The 16,937-nt window shown below is 49.0% G+C and carries 15 protein-coding genes; 5 read left to right on the top strand and 10 right to left on the bottom strand.

All coding sequences use genetic code 11. The annotated features are described in order from the left end of the window. Position 1: 1 nt before the first annotated feature. On the bottom strand, positions 2-1,405 hold the full coding sequence (locus tag J2Y43_RS16420) for an MBOAT family O-acyltransferase (protein ID WP_309984590.1): 1,404 nt from the start codon (positions 1,403-1,405) through the stop codon (positions 2-4). A gap of 243 nt (positions 1,406-1,648) precedes the next feature. Here J2Y43_RS16420 and J2Y43_RS16415 point away from each other — a divergent pair, with 243 nt between their 5' ends. Further along, a complete protein-coding gene (locus tag J2Y43_RS16415) occupies positions 1,649-2,383 on the top strand; it encodes a DNA-formamidopyrimidine glycosylase family protein (RefSeq protein WP_309984588.1) in 735 nt (244 codons plus the stop codon). Here the strand turns inward: J2Y43_RS16415 and J2Y43_RS33600 are convergent. The 6 genes from J2Y43_RS33600 to J2Y43_RS16390 all read right to left on the bottom strand — a co-directional run bounded on the left by J2Y43_RS33600 (position 2,380) and on the right by J2Y43_RS16390 (position 9,960). Next, a complete protein-coding gene (locus J2Y43_RS33600; protein ID WP_409014437.1) occupies positions 2,380-2,553 on the bottom strand; it encodes a HipA N-terminal domain-containing protein in 174 nt (57 codons plus the stop codon). The two genes, J2Y43_RS16415 and J2Y43_RS33600, sit on opposite strands and share 4 nt — an antisense overlap. Further along, positions 2,554-2,766 carry a type II toxin-antitoxin system Y4mF family antitoxin gene (locus J2Y43_RS16410; protein ID WP_309984586.1) on the bottom strand — a complete coding sequence of 71 codons (213 nt, stop codon included), beginning with the start codon at positions 2,764-2,766 and terminating at the stop codon, positions 2,554-2,556. A gap of 218 nt (positions 2,767-2,984) precedes the next feature. Further along, positions 2,985-4,595, bottom strand: coding sequence for a RagB/SusD family nutrient uptake outer membrane protein (locus J2Y43_RS16405; RefSeq protein ID WP_309984584.1), 1,611 nt, complete (start codon positions 4,593-4,595; stop codon positions 2,985-2,987). A 23-nt stretch (positions 4,596-4,618) separates the two neighbouring features. Beyond that, a complete protein-coding gene (locus J2Y43_RS16400) occupies positions 4,619-8,068 on the bottom strand; it encodes a SusC/RagA family TonB-linked outer membrane protein (protein WP_309984582.1) in 3,450 nt (1,149 codons plus the stop codon). 160 nt (positions 8,069-8,228) lie between these two features. Continuing rightward, positions 8,229-9,314, bottom strand: coding sequence for a FecR domain-containing protein (locus tag J2Y43_RS16395; protein ID WP_309984580.1), 1,086 nt, complete (start codon positions 9,312-9,314; stop codon positions 8,229-8,231). Between the two features lie 73 nt (positions 9,315-9,387). Next, on the bottom strand, positions 9,388-9,960 hold the full coding sequence (locus J2Y43_RS16390) for a sigma-70 family RNA polymerase sigma factor (protein ID WP_309984578.1): 573 nt from the start codon (positions 9,958-9,960) through the stop codon (positions 9,388-9,390). 293 nt (positions 9,961-10,253) lie between these two features. On the opposite strand from J2Y43_RS16390, the gene J2Y43_RS16385 reads away from it, so the two are divergent. Both J2Y43_RS16385 and J2Y43_RS16380 read left to right on the top strand, forming a co-directional pair. Then, positions 10,254-12,065 (top strand): T9SS type A sorting domain-containing protein, encoded by a 1,812-nt coding sequence (locus tag J2Y43_RS16385; RefSeq protein ID WP_309984576.1) that lies wholly within the window; start codon positions 10,254-10,256, stop codon positions 12,063-12,065. Positions 12,066-12,104: 39 nt separating this feature from the next. Beyond that, positions 12,105-14,033, top strand: coding sequence for a T9SS type A sorting domain-containing protein (locus J2Y43_RS16380; RefSeq protein WP_309984574.1), 1,929 nt, complete (start codon positions 12,105-12,107; stop codon positions 14,031-14,033). 58 nt (positions 14,034-14,091) lie between these two features. On the opposite strand, the gene J2Y43_RS16375 is transcribed toward J2Y43_RS16380, so the two are convergent. After that, on the bottom strand, positions 14,092-14,649 hold the full coding sequence (locus tag J2Y43_RS16375; protein WP_309984571.1) for a hypothetical protein: 558 nt from the start codon (positions 14,647-14,649) through the stop codon (positions 14,092-14,094). 226 nt (positions 14,650-14,875) lie between these two features. Here J2Y43_RS16375 and J2Y43_RS16370 point away from each other — a divergent pair, with 226 nt between their 5' ends. Then, a complete protein-coding gene (locus tag J2Y43_RS16370) occupies positions 14,876-15,028 on the top strand; it encodes a hypothetical protein (RefSeq protein ID WP_309984569.1) in 153 nt (50 codons plus the stop codon). Between the two features lie 6 nt (positions 15,029-15,034). Further along, positions 15,035-15,358 (top strand): hypothetical protein, encoded by a 324-nt coding sequence (locus tag J2Y43_RS16365; protein WP_309984567.1) that lies wholly within the window; start codon positions 15,035-15,037, stop codon positions 15,356-15,358. Here J2Y43_RS16365 and J2Y43_RS16360 read toward each other — a convergent pair. Together J2Y43_RS16360 and J2Y43_RS16355 are read right to left on the bottom strand one after the other, a co-directional pair. After that, positions 15,345-15,944, bottom strand: coding sequence for a 2'-5' RNA ligase family protein (locus J2Y43_RS16360; RefSeq protein WP_309984565.1), 600 nt, complete (start codon positions 15,942-15,944; stop codon positions 15,345-15,347). The genes J2Y43_RS16365 and J2Y43_RS16360 overlap by 14 nt on opposite strands. Positions 15,945-16,210: 266 nt before the next feature. Further along, a complete protein-coding gene (locus tag J2Y43_RS16355) occupies positions 16,211-16,834 on the bottom strand; it encodes a hypothetical protein (RefSeq protein ID WP_309984563.1) in 624 nt (207 codons plus the stop codon). Between the last annotated feature and the right edge of the window lie 103 nt (positions 16,835-16,937).

Here is a 16,937-nt window from a genome sequence, read left to right as displayed (position 1 = left end):
TTCAAAACTGAAAATAGATGAATTGGTTGCTCCCAAACACTCCCCACAAGTAACAGAGCAATGTGGCTACACCCAGCGACGGCCAGAACGACCTTCGCGCAGGTATGTAATCGGGAAGCAGGTGTTCTTTTAAAAACAGAAACACAATCAGCAACATGCAAAACCCCGTCTCGCCATCGCTGATGGGCAGATTAGGTAAATCCCATGATGAAGGCTTCGCGAGCCTGCACACAATCATAAATGCCTCGCCCACGTTGCGCGCACGGAAGAAAATCCAGGTAACAGTTACCACGGCGAACGTCAGAGCGGTTTGCAACCAGCCCGGCAGTTTCTGAGAATAGTCCTTATCGACATTGCCTATTCGCGAGAGAATGAGCAGACAACCGTGGATCGCGCCCCAAATCACGAATTTCCAATCGGCACCGTGCCATAGCCCGCTCAGCAGAAAGACGACCAGCAAATTCGTGTACGTCCTGAAACGCCCGCGCTGGTTTCCGCCCATTGGAATATAGACATAATCGCGAAACCAGGTCGATAGCGAAATGTGCCATCGCTGCCAGAACTCCGCTATTGACCGGGCAAAATAGGGCGAGCGAAAATTGACCATCAACCGGAACCCCATGGTTCTGGCGGCCCCCAGCGCGATGTCGGAATAACCTGAAAAGTCGCAGTAGATCTGAATACTATAAAATATAGCTGCGACGGCCAGACTGCCGGCATTCTGTATTTCGGGATTAGCGAAGATCGGGTCGGTTACTAATGCGAGCCTGTCGGCGATTACCACTTTTTTGAACATACCCCACACCATCCACCACAACCCCGTCCGAAGGTTATCCCAATCAAAATCCATCTGCTGCCTGAACTGCCACAGCACATTCTGCGGACGCTCGATGGGGCCGGCGACCAGTTGCGGATAAAACAATACATATAATGCATAAATCCCGAAGTGACGCTCGGCACGCTGGTGGCCGCGATACACTTCGATCGTATAGCTCATCGACTGAAATGTGTGGAACGACAGACCGATAGGCAGCGCCAGACCTGGGTACAACCCCGCCATGGTCGCAGCCCCATAATCGATACCGGCAATGGACAATAGCCCGGAGATATTGGCATTCAGGAAATCAAAATATTTGAAAAAAGAAAGGAACCCGACATTGAATAGGAGACTCGAGGCTAGCATCAACCTGCGGAGATTGCCCGACAGTTTTTCAATACCTATCCCGGCCAGGTAGTCGAAAACGATGATCATTCCCAGCAGCAATAGGTAGGCGGGAATAAATGAAGCATAAAAATAGGCACTGGCCGTTAGGAGTGAAAACCAACGCCAGCGCCCGGGTAATGTGTAATAGGTAGTTGTAGCGAATAGAAAAAAAACGATAAAATGAAGGGAATTGAAAAGCATGTGTATAGAGCCCAATAATTAACCTGTACTAAAACAAAGCATGAACAGGGCTCTTCCACGAAAAAAGATTGCAAAGGGGGCGGAAGAATTATCAAAAGGACAAAGGAGGAAAGGGAGGATGGAGGAAAGGGAGGAAGGAATTGTCCCGTCCTCCTTCCTCCCTTTCCTCCCTGTCTTCCCTTTCTCCCTTTCGTCCCTTCCACCTCTGGCACATTTTTAGTAAAACGTGCGAAAAAAAACGCCATGCCCGAAGGACCGTCCATTGTGATTTTGAGAGAAGCTGTCGAGCAACTGGGGCTGAAAGGAAAGGCTGTCCTCCATGTGGAGGGGAACTCCAAGATTGATAAAGACCGGCTCATCGGTGAAACTGTCACTGATTTCAGGTCGTGGGGAAAACATTTCCTGATCTGCTTCAAGGACTTTACCATCCGCATTCACTTCCTGCTCTTCGGTTCATATCTCATTGACCAGCAAAAGAAAAACCCGCCGCGGTTAAGCCTTATCTTTGACAATCACGAACTGAATTTTTATACGTCATCCGTTCAGCTCATTGATGCTCCCGCCGATGAAATCTACGATTGGTCGGTTGATATTATGTCCAGGACCTGGGAGCCCGCTGCTGCGCTCAGCAAGTTGAAGAAAAAACCCGACATGCTTGTCTGTGACGCGCTTTTGGATCAGGAGATCTTCGCCGGCAGCGGCAATATCATCAAAAACGAGGTACTCTTTCGCATCCGCGTGCACCCGCTTAGCGAGCTTGGCAAAATCCCCGACGCCAAATTGAAGCAGATGGTAAAGGAAACCCGGACCTACGCGTTCGATTTTCTGGAGTGGAAAAAGGAGTTTACTTTAAAGAAACACTGGCTCGCGCACACGAAGAAAATCTGTCCCCGGTGTAACATCCCTTTCCATAAGGAATACCTGGGACGAACGAAGCGGCGGAGCTATTTTTGCGAGAATTGCCAGCGCTTGTATTAACCTAGGCCAGCCGCTGTAAATCTTTCTGTGGCGGGCATAGAAAAGGTCAGGTACTGATCTGGAAACAGGCGGATGTATTCGGGGTGATAAACGAATGTGTAAAGTCCTTCCTCAGTCTCCGTTAATGTCCCGGCCAATGCCCGATCGTAGTAAATCGACGCGCTTCTCATTTAGTTTTCTTCAATGGGTTTCATCAACACAGGTCCTAATTCATGACCAAACATCCGAAGTACCTGATTTACCTTATCCAGATTAAGGTTTTTCTTTCCCTGTTCGATTTTGCGAACGACTGTCAGCGCCACACCAGCTTTTTCGGCGAATTTTTCTTGCGTCAGTTTTACGTTCTTTCGGCGTGATTTTACAAATTGAGCCAGCGTCTCCATTATATGCTTTAAAATATAATTATCTCAATTATAGTCAAATTATATTCAATTGCATGTAATTTCTATTCTGTTACTTAAATTATATTTAAATACATATAAAATTCCACTAAAAATGAGTATTTATATGCATTTAAATATAAAAAGTGGATAGCCCGCAAATGGCTATCCACTTTACCAGAATGTAACTTCTTTCCCCTTCCCTCTTTCCGCCTTTTGCCCTACCAGCCCGGATTCTGGTCCAGCTTGGGGTTCAGCGCGATTTCGTTGATCGGCAAAGGCCACAGGTAATCTTTCGCAGGATCGAATTTGCGGAAGCTGGCGGCTTGTACCAGAATAATGTTATCGGGTGTAAGATTCACCGTGGCAGCGGCAAATTCGCTTTTGAAATAGAAATTACCTAAAACAGGCTTCACGAGCTCCGTCTCTGCCGTTTTCCAGCGAATAATGTCCCAATACCGGAAGCCCTCCTGCGCAAGTTCGACCCGGCGCTCTCGGCGAATTTCCTCACGCATATCCAGTCCGTTAGCTTTGACGAATGCATTGCTCAGCTTCGCGATCTGGCCGCGCTCGCGCAGCAGGTTCACCGACATATCCAATTCAGCATCCGTGATTGCATTATTCAGCTCGTAAGACGCCTCGGCAAATGTCAGCAGCACCTCGGCATAACGCAGTAGTGGGCGGTCGATGGTCGATGCCTGGCTGTTCCAATCATCGATATTGGCAAATTTGCGGAACATGTAGCCGGTTTTGTTGAAAACCAGATTAGCGATATCGAAAATCGGCTTGGTAGTCATCATCGCGTCCCCGCGCTTCATGAACGTCGCGCTCATACGTGCATCACGGTTTCTGAAAACCTTGTGGGAGGAATCGGGCATTACCCAAAGCGACGATTTTGAAATGGGCAAGCCATCTTTCATAAGGTATGAATCCGCGAGCGACTTGGTAGGATTCAGGTTGCCGGTTTCCAGGGAGCCGCGGTAAAAGTTGTGAGTAGCCACACGCTCCGTATTAGAGACGCCATATTGCTTTACAATGATATTCTCCTTGTTCTGGCGGCCTTCTCCTGCCATTTGAAACAAATCGAAATAGTTGCCGAACAACGCGTGCTCTTTACTGTCGATCACCGCTTTGCTGGAAGCCAAAGCGAGCGTCAAATGCTTTACAGCATCGCCTTTGGAATGGAATTTGGCGAATGTACCTTCAAACAACGCAACCCTTGCCCTGAATGCATACGCAGCTGTTTTGGAAATACGGCCATAGTCGGCTGTTCCCAGCGTCGTGATGGTAGGCAGATTGGTGATCGCGAAGTCGAGATCCGCGTAAATCTGGTCCACGATCGCTTCACGTGCGGCGGCAGGTGCAACAAGCTCGGGGCTGTTCTCATCTAGCGTTTTCAGGATCAACGGCACGCTTCCATACTTCTGCACCAGCGAAAAATATGCCCAAGCCCTGAAGAAACGCGCTTCGGCAAGATAGCGATTCAAAACCGTGGCGGATACTTCCGCGCGTGGTGCCTTTTCAAGGACGTTGTTGGCAGCCCGGATCAGGTTGTACGGCGAATTGTAATCTCCCGCAGTGGCAGGCGCCAGCCGTGAACCGTCGCTGATAGAGTTTGCAGAGAGGCCAAACGCATCGTCCGACCAAATGTCTTCGTTACCAAACCCGGGCAAAAACGTATACAGGTAGTTGTTAGCGGTTTTGATATCCGATTCCGTTTTCCAGAAGTTCAGGTCGCTGATGTTCGTTTCCGGCAGGCGTTCCACGTCACAGGACGAAACAGCCATCATCAACGCAAGAGCCACCAAGGTATGTTTTAAAGTGATTTTCATAAAATAATAGATTGAAAGCTGGATCAGAATGAAAGGTTTAGACCAAAAGCCGCCGTAGCGAAAAACGGATAGTCGTTCTCGACGCCATCCCGGGTCTCAGGATCGAAATACCCTTTAAAACCACCCATTCCCGAGAATGTGAGGATATCCTGACCGGAAAAGAATACACGTGCCCGTGAAATGCGGACCTTGTCGGTAATTCTGGCCGGGATCGTGTAACCCACCTGGATATTTTTCAGCCTCACGTAGCTTGCATTCAATGTCCATTTATCCGAAGTCAGGTAATTGTGTGTGCCGGTCGTATAGGGGCGCGGAAATAATGCATCGGTATTTTCCGGCGTCCAGTAGTCTCGGTGAATGCCCATGGCCTGTTTCCAGGTAACCAGCAGCGGCGCGATCGACTCCGCGGTAGCGCGGTAATGACGTTTGCCTACTCCCTGGAAGAATGCGGAAAAGTCAAATCCTTTCCAACTGGCGCCGAGTGTTACGCCAAACAGATAGCGCGGAGAAGTGCTTCCGAGCATGACCAGGTCTCCATGGTTTTCGACGGTTCCTTTGCCCACGGAAATGCGCTTGTCACCATCATGGTCGACGTATTTCACATCGCCTGCCCCGGTGCGGTTGTCTTGAAATGCCCATTGCTTCACTTCGTCCTCAGTGTTGAAATAGCCTGCTGTTTCATAACCCCAGATGGTGTTCAAAGGAAACCCTTCGATCAGACCGTTGGTGCCTGCCCCCACTACATTGCGGTTTGAAAAGCTGATCAAACGGTTGTTGTTATCCGAAAAGTTAATGGCAAATGAATAATTGAAATCGTTCCCTATCTGGTCACGGAAGCGCAGCTCGGTTTCCCAACCCCACGATTTAAGCTCGCCATTGTTTTTGCGCGGCGTGCCGATCCCGATCGTGCCGGGCAGCTGCTGGGCGGTGAGCATATTTCGGTTGTATTTCACATAATAATCCCCGCTGAATTGCAGACGGTTTTGTAGCAAACCAATGTCTATACCACCGTTGGTTGTTTCGATGGTTTCCCATGAAAGGTTGGCCGATGGAATTGAGCCCTGAAAAATGTAGGAAGTACGCGAGTCTCCCAACACCAAAGCATTTCCACGGCTGAGCTGGCTCAGGTAGTCGTAGTTTCCAATAGCGTCGCCAAGCGCGCCCCCCAAACGTCCCCATGAAGCCCGGAGTTTAAACTCTGAGAAAAATGAAAGGGTGCTGGCGAACCAGTTTTCCTGATGCACATTCCACCCGGCCGATGCCGAAGGGAATGCCTTGCGGCGGCCTTCCGGTGCGAGTTTGGAACTTTCGTCGAAGCGGATCGTGGCTTCAAAAAGGTACTTGTTGTGAAAGTTATAGTTAAAACGGCCAAACACTGACTGGAATGCACGGGTAGCGATCACCTGGCTATTGGTTTTCGTTTTATCGTCGCCCAGGTTCAGCGTCGGCAAATCGTTGCTCACCAAGTTAGTCGCGCCGGCGGAGTTGAAGTCTTCACGATAGTCCTCCCACTGATACCCCGCGAAAAGCGCGAAATTGTGCTTTTCGGCAATCTTGAAATCATAATTGACCAATGCCTGCAAGTTGGTATTCTTGGTAAGCTCGTTGGTTACGTTGTAGGAATTCACCTGGTTCACCCATCCTGCAATTTTTGACTTGCTCCAAAGGGGCACCGTACGGTTAAATACGCGTCGGTCGCCCCTGCGGTATTGCGTACCGGCCACCGCGCGGATCTGTAGGCCCTTTACAAAATTGGCGGCTGTCAAGGTAAATACCCCGTCAAAGTAGTTCCGTTTGTAATCGTTATAGCCCCCCTCTTTGAGTTGCGCATAAGTGCTATTGGCCGAGTTATAGCGTCCTTCGGGTGTAAATACGGGGTTTCTGGTCCGGAAACGGTAAACTTGGTAAATCAATCCGCCACCGTTTGCCTCGGCGTAGGATGCTTTCGTACGGTCGTTGGTGAAAGACAAACGGCTGTCGAGCGAAAGGTATTTGTTCAGTTCCGCGCCAAGGTTCATGCGGGCGTTATAGCGATCGTAGCTGTCAGGGCCTACTTTGAACACCCCTTGCTTGTTATAGTATCCGCCGGAAATCAGGAAGTTCAGTTTGTCGCTTCCTCCACGCACAGTCAGGTTGTGCGTGCTCATGGAAGTGTGTTTCCTCAAAAGCTGGTTCGCAATCGGCTCCTGGTTATAATACAGGTAGGACGAGGTATCAGCCGGGTTGACAACATAAGGCACGCCGTCGCGGATGCGCTGGAGCTCCTCGTCGGTATACTCTGGTGCACTACCCGAATTCTTGCGGGCCAGGTTCGAAAAAAGAGCTTCGTCGAGCAGCGACATCCTGTCGGGCACATTCGTGGACCAATCGATTCCCTGCTGTCCCGAATAGTCGAATGCTACTTTCCCAGCCTTTCCTTTTTTGGTAGTAATCAAAATCACACCACCTGCTGCCTGCGCGCCATAAATCGCCGCCGCGGCAGCGTCTTTGAGCACACTGATGCTCTCCACGTCGTTGGGGTTCATCGTCTGCATCGTGCTGATGGGCACACTCACTCCATCGAGCAACACCAGCGGGTTAACGTTTCCGTTTGCAGAAGTCGCCCCCCGAATTTGGATAGCGATGTTTTCACGGCCCGGCTGGCCTGTCTGACGTGTAATGATCAAGCCCGGTGTCACCCCCTGCAAACCGGTTGCCAGGTTGCTTGACGGACGGTTTTCAATGGCCTTCGAATCGACCGTCGAAACCGCTCCCGTTAAATTGGCTTTCTTTTGAACACCATAACCTACCACGACTACTTCCTCCAAAGCCTTGTCGTCGGCAGCAAGCTTCACATTCAGTACAGATTGCGTTCCAACTGCGATTTCCTGTGAAATGTATCCGACAAAGCTGAAAACAAGTACTGCGCTACGGTCGGCCACATCGAGCCGGAATTTACCGGCCCCGTCGGTGGTGGTGCCGGTTTGCGTTCCTTTGACCAGAATGCTAACACCCGGCAAACCCATGCCGTCGGTGTCCGTCACCGTTCCCGTGAGGTTGATTTCCGCCGCCGGCGCATCGGGAGTCGGCAAAATCTGTGGCTCGGCCTCCGATGTATTCAATTGTCTTTTAAGGATGATCTTATCGCCCGACACCTCGTATTTCAGCTTTAACGGCTGTAAAATGCCTTCCAGTACCGACGACAATGGTTGATTTTCGGCAGTAAAGCTGACTTTTCTTTTCGATTGGATAATCTCCCTGCTATAAAGGAAGCGGACATTCGCCGACTTTTCCAGCCGGCTGATAACCGATTCGATCCGCTCGTTTTCCACCGAGATGGTTATCCGCTGATTCAGCATTTCCTGGGCAGTTCCACTCTTGGCCCAGCTGAATTGCATGAATACCAGCATGAGCAAAGTTTGCAGGTACAATAGCCCTCGGGCAGACCGGACAATGCCTGGGGTAGTCACTTTAATAGATAGATTTCTCTTCATAATTGGTTAAAATTCAGAAACATGAGATAGTAGTTCTTATCTCCCATGGGAGAAATAGTCAAAAGGGTACAGTGCGGCTGGTGTTTTTCATACGGTAAGAGTTAGGTGAGAATTTTATGAGGGATTAGAGCAGCTAGGGGCGCCCGGCTAGGGATGCCGACTAGGGACAGCCGGCTCCGGAAATGGTCACTTCGTCGCCATTCACTACAAAGGATGCTTCCGTTGCGAGGCATATCAACCGCACTTTTTCGAGAAACGGCTCATCTTTCAGGGATGCAGTCACGGTGCAATTGTTCATCCTTTCCTGGTCGAAACTAATTTTCACTGCATAATGCGTTTCGAGTATTTTGAATGCCTCGGAAACTGGTGTAAACTCAAAATCGAAGGATTCGGTCTCGATTGGCGTGGCGGTTTCATTGCGGGCCGGCCCGGTAACCGAACTGATGAACTTGTCATTTTTTCGAACGAGGCTCACGCGCTGGTTGGGATATAGCATCAGCGGCTCGGCAGCGTCATTGCCATCCGCGACCACAGCCACCTTACCCGTTTTTACCGCGACCTCGGCATCGGCCTGTCCAGGGAACGACTTTACGCGGAAACTTGTGCCTAAAACCCGTGTGGTAAGCTTGTCGGTATGTACAAGAAATGGTTTTGCAGGATTTTTGACCACTTCAAAAAAGCCCTCGCCGTCAAGGAACACATCGCGCTCTGCATCGTTCATTTCCTTTCCAAAACGAATGCTGCTGCCTTTGCTGAGCAATACCGACGATCCGTCGGGCAAATTCACCAGCATTACCGCCTGCGACTGATTCTCCCGAACGATCCATTTGCTTTGCGCAGGTTGGTCTGTTTGCACAACGCCGTTTGCAATAATCCCGGCCTGACGCCCTCCCCTGCTCCACCAGAATCCGAGCCCGATCACCAACACAGCAGCCGCCGACCAGCGCAGCCAGCGCCACAATGGCAGAGGTTCGTGGTGGTTTGCTTCGGTGTGGCTGGCGACGGTACTCAGTATTTCGCGAAGCCTTCCGGCTCCCTCTCCTGCTTCGTTTGCCTGCTCGTTGCCGAATATCACCAGCAGCATTGCTACCGCTCTTTCATAAACGGGACGTTTTTCGGGATAAGTGTTGAGAAAATCTTCCCAAAATACCCTGTCTTCCGGCAGCCGGTACTTCACCCAATCGCGAAACCGGTCATTTTGCAGAAAATCTTCAGGGGTATTCAAATCGTAGTCTGGCCTGTCCATTCTTCATTTTTCAAATGATTTCTATGATATTATGAATGGCAGGAACCGATATACCCTCGGGGGAGAAAAAAAATTAAAAAAAGAATAGGTTTAGTACCATCGTCACAAACCATTTGGCGCGGATGCGGGTGATGCCTTTTTGAAGAAAGTTGGAAACCGACTGCCGATTGACGCCCATCAGTCCGGAAATATCAGCCACGCTCATGTTCTCATAGTAGCGCAGGTACAGCGCTTCGCGCTCGCGCCTGGGCAGCGCCTCCATGTGGGCATGCATTTGTGCGACGAGGCTATTCAAGGTTTCCTGCTCGATCAGCAGCGATTCCGCATTGAAATTTTCGGGTAAGGAAGTGTCCCAATCCAGCGACGCCTCATTTGTGAACCGCTGCTGGTAACGCATATGCCCCAGAATGCTGTGCCGAATAGCTTTGAAAAGGTAAAATTTCACCGACGGTGTCTGGCTGATCCGCTCGCGGTTCTGCCAGAGATCCAAAAAAAGGTCCTGGATACAATCCTCGACAATGCTTCCATCCACATAAAACTTCATACCGTACCGCCGCAACGCGCCATAATAACGCTCGGCGAGTACGCCCAAAGCTTCATCGTCGCCATTTCGGTAAGCCAGCCAAAGCGCGCTGTCGTCCGCCATCCTGTCCAAATTTCCCAAAAGATTGAATACGCAGTGATTGATTAACAGGCATAGACGAGGAATCCGGCGGTGCACCTGACAACGTTCCCGGAAAATTGTAAGAATGATCACAATAGATCATCGCAAAATATTACACGTCGCACCTGCACGGAATTTTTCCGCTAACTTGCGAATAGTTTAATATTAGTTACTTACTCACCTCTCTATCTTTAAAGCATCAACATGCATTCGTTTTTTTACCCGCTAAGAAAACCTTTCTTTTCTTATCATTTATTTTATCAGCTTCCATATCCTTGGGACAGAGTTGGCAACCCGGGATAAAAGTAGTTGCAAGTGACAGAATTTCGCATGGTTCGTTTGGACATGACATTTCCATTTCCGGAAACTATGCCCTCATAGGTGCACTTTCCGACAATGGTGCCGCCGATGGCAAACCCTCGCTCGATTGGGCGGGTGCCGCTTACTTGTTTTTCAATGACCATGGCGTCTGGAAACAGATCAAAAAAATCTATCCGCCGGTCAGGGCTGCATCAGACTATTTTGGCATATCTGTTTGCATCAAAGATGACTACATTATCATCGGATCCAAGTCTGAAACAGATGCCCATGAACAAAATTGGATGTCTGGCGCCGGTGCTGCCTACATATTTGCAAAAAACCAGGGCGGAGCCGATAACTGGGGATTTGTAAAAAAAGTAACATCGCCGAATCGTCAGGTTAATGAATACTTTGGTAACAGCGTTGCTATCGACGGAAATAATGCCATTGCAGGTGTGTACTACGAACCCCGGGGCTACGTACTTGAAAAGGATGCGGGCGGAACTAACAACTGGGGCTCTGTGGCAACTTTGATTCCACAAACCGGAAATGGTTCCAATTCCTTCGGCGGAAAAGTAGCCATAAGCGGCGAATATGTGGTCGTAGGCGCTCAATCCGACTATAACTCAGGAGCCGGCCCGGAAGTCCAAGAAACCGGTTCGGCCCATATCTTCAAAAAAACGCTGGGCGGAGCTAACAATTGGGGATTGGCAAAGAAAATTATGGCACCTTCCATAGCAGAAAGCGTATCCTTCAGACTGTCTGTTTCGATCGATGGCGACCAGGTTGTGGTAGGCGCTCCGCGCGAGAGGGTAATGGAAGGGTCTACGTTAATGTATAGTGTAGGTGCCGCATATGTTTTTTCAAAAAATAATGGGGGGCCTGACCAATGGGGACTTGAAAAGAGATTGACCGCGGATGTGAGGAGAGATCGATCCAACTTCGGCTGTTCAGTTGCTATCAGGGGAGGTACCGTCGTAGTCGGTGCCCGGACCGAGGCCTTTGACTATAAGAACGAGGATTACGTGATAAATGCCGGAGCCGCATGGGTCTTTTCTGAAAACCGTGGCGGCATTGGGAATTGGGGACAAACAGCGAAAATTCACGCACCTGACAGGGATAACGGTGACTTCTTTGGAAATGCGGTGGCACTCAATGACACGCTGATCCTTGTGGGTGCTATTGCAAAAAATAATGGAGATCCGTTTGCATTATATTACCCTGGCGCGGCATACAGCTTCTCGCGTGAAAGCGCTTTGCCTGTGAAACTTGTCAGCTTTTCGGCGGAACAAAGGGAAAAGCAAGTCTATTTGAAATGGACATCTACCGAGGAAACCAATTCAAACCATTTCGAAATCCAGAGAAGTGCTGACGGGCGCACCTGGATAACCTTCGAAAACGTAAAAGCTGCCAACGAAAGCCGTGTTACGATGCATTACGATGCATGGGATAAATCGCCGCTTGCGGGCCAGAATCTGTACTGCCTCAAAATGGTAGACCATGACGGCACATTCGCTTACAGCAAAGTCCAGGCACTGACTTTTAACGGACTAGAATCCGTATCATTTTACCCCAATCCGGTATCGGACCGGTTGTTGCTTGCTGAAACAACTTTGAGAAATGCCGTGTCCCTTAAATTACTGGATCAAACGGGCAAGCCGGTTTTCGAGACGTCCAAACCGGTACCGGTTATCTATACAGGTCACCTGTCCAACGGAACCTATATTCTGCAAATCACCAGGAAAGACGGAACTATGACAAGCAGCCCGGTTGCCGTCGGTAACTAGGCCACGATTCCCCTCTTAAACCCTAAACAAAAACAGTTCATGCGATTCACAACTACCTTTATCAAAAAATGGATTTTCCCGCTGATGTTCGCTGCATCGTATCCGCACATCGGGCTGGCGCAGTGGCAACCTACTCAGAAGATCGTTGCTGCCGACCGTGAAAATCTGAGCGTATTCGGCAGTTCGGTGGCCATATCCGGCGACTACGCCGTTGTGGGCGCACTCGGCGAAGACGACGACGCAAATGGTAACTTCTCTATGGAGCGGGCGGGTGCGGCCTATATCTTTCATAAGGTGGGCAGCGTATGGGTACAGGTAAAGAAAATTACGGCACCAGTTAGGTCGCCTTTTATGCTCTTTGGCACGCAGGTAGCGTTCAACGGCGAAACCCTTGTGGTGAGTGCGCCTTATGAAAACATCAGTTTACCCGGCGGAGGTGTCGCTAACGGCGCCGGCGCGGTGTATATTTTCCAAAAAGATGCGGGTGGAAGTAATGCCTGGGGACTGGTGAAAAAGATCACGTCACCGCAACCTCAGACCAACGTCACTTTTGGCAATGCATTGGCCATCAGTGGAGATTATGTATTGATAGGCGTACCTTATGAAACCGACGTAACTCCCGATAATTCGCTTGACTTCGCAGGCGCAGCATATCTCTACAAAAAGGACCAGGGCGGGAGCAATAATTGGGGCCTCCTGAAAAGAATTTTGTCGTCCGATCGCTCGGGAAGCGACCAATTTGGCAAATCAGTCGCGATTTCGGGGGATAAAGCCATTGTAGGCGCCATGCAGGAATCGCACGATGCTAATGGTTCGAGTAGCGTATGGGCGGCCGGTTCTGCCTATATTTTTGAAAAAAACAACGGTGGGCCCGATTCATGGGGACAGATTAAGAAAATCACAGCCCCTGTCCGCGCTGAATACGACTATTTCGGAACGTCCGTGAGCATTGATGGGGACTATGCCGTAGTAGGGGCCAGTCAGGAGGACGAAGATGCAGCGGAAACAAACACTCTTGCGCATTCCGGATCAGCCTACATTTTTAAGCGAGGTCAGGGAGGAACATCGAACTGGGGTCTGTTAAAGAAGGTAACTGCCACTAAACGGGTCGATTTTCAGGGTTTTGGTGGAAGTGTTTCTTTAAAAGGCAACCACGTCGTTATTGGGGCCAATACCGATGACAATGACGCCAATGACGCCAATCCAGTCAACGCCGCGGGCTCAGTATTCATTTTCGAAAATTCCGGCAATGATGATTGGGCGATGGTGAAGAAATTAGTTGCTTCTTCCAGAGAGGGTGACGACTCTTTCGGGTATTCAGTCGCTCTGGAGGGTAAAAACATCATCGTGGGAGCCAGCTCGAAAGACGATGATGAAAACAATGCGAATTCGGCGCTTAATGCAGGCGCTGCCTTTGTGTTCACGAATGACGCCGCCTTGCCTGTTAGACTGACTCACTTCACTGCGGAGAAGCAGGAAAATCAGGCGGATCTGACCTGGTCTACGGCGGAAGAAACCAATTCCAGCCATTTCGAAATCCAACGAAGTGGAACCAGTCACAACTGGACAGTTATTGGAACACTCACAGCGGCCAACGAGAGCCGTGTCAAAACCAGTTACCATGCTGCCGACCTCTCACCACTCCCGGGTGAAAACTTGTACCGGCTTAAAATGGTGGATACCAATGGGACATTCGCGTATAGCAGTATCAAACGGCTGTTTTTTGAAGATCAGCGATCGGCACCTTTCTACCCCAACCCTGTGGGAGAACAGTTATTGCTGGATGAAAAAGTGTTGGCCAATGCGGTTTCTGTAAAACTGCTAAACCAGGCCGGGCAGCAAGTTTTCGAAACGTCCAAATCGACCTCGGTGATCAAAACCGGGCATTTAAATGCCGGTACGTACCTTTTACAAGTTGTGCAGAAAGATGGCAGCGTCACCGCAGGTCGCGTGGTAATAGGGAAGTAAAAACTGACAACATTCTATAACAAAGCAGAGGTTTCGGCCTCTGCTTTTTTTGCGCCTATCAGGAATTGATCAGATAAACTACATTGTCGCTGCTGGGATGATAATGTACGTTAACCCGGTTGCCGACTTCGAGATTCGTATACCAACCTTCCGAAATCTCTACGGGTATTACATTCCCTGTTACCGGATGGCTCACATACACGTAAAATGCCTTCGGTGTTTTGGTTGCTCCCCGGCTCCGCGGCAGCTTGACCACCTCCTTGGAATGAACGGTAGCATACCCACGCAAAGTCATGGATGCCTTTGGAAAAACCCAGTTCTTCCGCACAAAAAATACTATCGATGGTCCTGCGTTCGCCAGGAATACCAGCCCAAAAATCCCCAACATACGCTCCTGGGAATAGGGCTCTTCAAAAATCCATTTCGCAAACGTTCCGCTAAATCGATCCATCAATGCGCCTGCATCTTCCTTTTTCAAAACCAGCCCCAGCCAGACTGTCACAAACACGGCGGCAACCGTAAAAAAGAGGATCCTGTCCAACCATTTTTTAGCCAGGGCTAGGCGATGCGAAAGTCGATCGGCGTAAAATTCGTTGGAAGTGTAGTTTTGTAGCATTGGGTGGGAGGAATGTTTAGAGCACGAAACCGACAAATTACATATTTACGGATAAAGTATACTGGTATCCGTAATATCGCCGATTGATCATCCAAATCACTTCTTTGATCATTTTTTAGCAGTAGTAAAGCAGCGTTTACTCAGTTTCAAGCTCTAAACGCACATTTCTCCGAATTCCAAGACTTGTTATGCTAAATAACAATTTGTAAATTTGATATAGGCAAAAATGAACCTCTTCGAACTGAGAATGCTGAGAGCAGCATTGAAACAAGCCCTGAGAGATCAAGCTGAAATGTTGACTCCCCAGCAGATTGACGAAATACTGGAACAAATATCCCGGTTGACCAAAGTGATTGACAAATTAGAAAAACGGCCATAAACTACGATGGAGACACGCGAAGAATTTCAAGCCCGGATTCAGGATTTAATGAAGCAAGCCGACAAGGCGATCAAGGAGGCAAACGATTATCTGATCCGTCAGGGAGAGGTCATCGACCTGGCCGAATGGGTAACCATTAAGGAGTATTGCCGACGGTTTGGCATCAAAAACACCGAAACCGTCAGCAACTGGATCAAGCGCGGTATTGTGCCAGAAGACGATACGCTTATTATCGAAGAATTTAACAATATCAGGATGATCCGGGCCAAGCCTTACCGGACCAACAGCAAACTTAATGTGGAGAGAGCCTCTCAGACTAAAACAAACTGATTTGCTCTCCTGCTCCATTCTGTCCCAGCAAGGGAATCGTATCAATCACATCATACTGCCTGCGCTTCTCATTATACTTCCGGATCGCGAACGATTCGCAGAGAAATCCGGCTTCATATTCCGTAAAAAGTGAATAGGCCAATGCAATCCACTCGCGCGTAAGCCTGCGCCCGATGGACATATGCGGGTTCTTCGACTCGTCCGCCCATTTCTGCATGTACTGCTTTTTGAATTTCTTATCGAAACCCTTCATGATTGTCTGCGTGCGCTCGCGTATGGCGTTGGACGATTCATCGGTCGGCTTGATATAGAATGCTGAGAAATTAGCCCTATCGAAGTCGCCGAAGCCTGAGAAGTTTAAGTGGAAAGGAGTCAACTGCGAGACCAACCGGGTATATTCTGCCAGAATTAACGGATAATCCGCTTCTGCCGCGTCGAAACCGTCTAGTGAAATATGGCCGTCGGCGTTAGCACTGCCGTAGCTTTTGCCGATGGCAGAGCGGTAGTCTGATTTGAAGCCACGGACCTCTTCGGCGATGGGCGGCGCCGGCATTATGGCGAGTGAGTATGCGCAAAGATTCGACATGACATTTACTTTAATTTTCGCTGACTAAACACTGTTTTGTCCATTCTTTCACCAGGTTTTAGTTTTTGGCTTATCAAAAACGTCACAGCTGCCAATTTCTCCTGAGGTGTTTTGGTTAACCAGTATTCCAAATCACAACTTGCCTGGTCATAAGTCTTCAAGTCGTACTGATGCTTAACCATGGCTATTTTTCGGACCATCTTTTGTTTTTTTATCAAATATATCTGTTTTGTTACAATTAGAATTTTCGACAACATTGCGTCCCTCTACAAAATCAGGTGATCAAACTTTTTATACTTCTTCCATTTACCATTCGGCAGCTTCTCGTATACGATTGTAACGGATCCAAAATCTCCATGCCATGCACCATCAATCTGGTAATGCCCGCCAAAATAGATATCGACCTTAATAAACGCATACCGTCCCTCAGAAGTAAAAATGGGCTCGGTAGTGGCTACACAGAAGCCCTTTACATTCTTGATCGACGTAATCGTATGATAATTAACTCCTTTTAGAGAAATCTTCTTTACGGTTGGTTTAAGAGTCTTTTTCCGAAGTGACTTGCGTTCTGTTGTGCTGATGGCTTTCAGCATTTGCGGATCGCGAAAAAGGTATTCAGGATCGTAGGATTCATGGCGGGTCGTTTTAGTCTCCCGATCTATCTGATCCTGCGTCTCGCCGCCTACCAACCCGTTCCAAAAAACGGTGTAGTCCCAGCTATCGGTTACATTCGAAATTAGAATTGTCTTCGGCTGTTTATGCGACAGACTATTCATAATGTCAAAATTAGTCGGATCACTGAATGTAAGCCGGTAGATTTCATCGACTTGGGCTATCGCAACCGTAATGGTAGCAAGGATGAACAGCAATGCCAATTTGAGAATTTTCATGCATGATGAAGTGTTTTCGAACCCTCTAATATAGCCACTGATCCCAAACTATTTTCAAAAACGCGTCCAAAACAGAGTATCGCGAGCACCAAATTCAGTCTTT

It is taken from the genome of Dyadobacter sp. BE31 (genome assembly GCF_031457695.1).
Taxonomy (GTDB): Bacteria; Bacteroidota; Bacteroidia; order Cytophagales; family Spirosomataceae; genus Dyadobacter.
The sequence above is the reverse complement of the archived record's forward strand: the minus strand, read 5'-3'. Positions and strand labels throughout refer to the sequence as shown.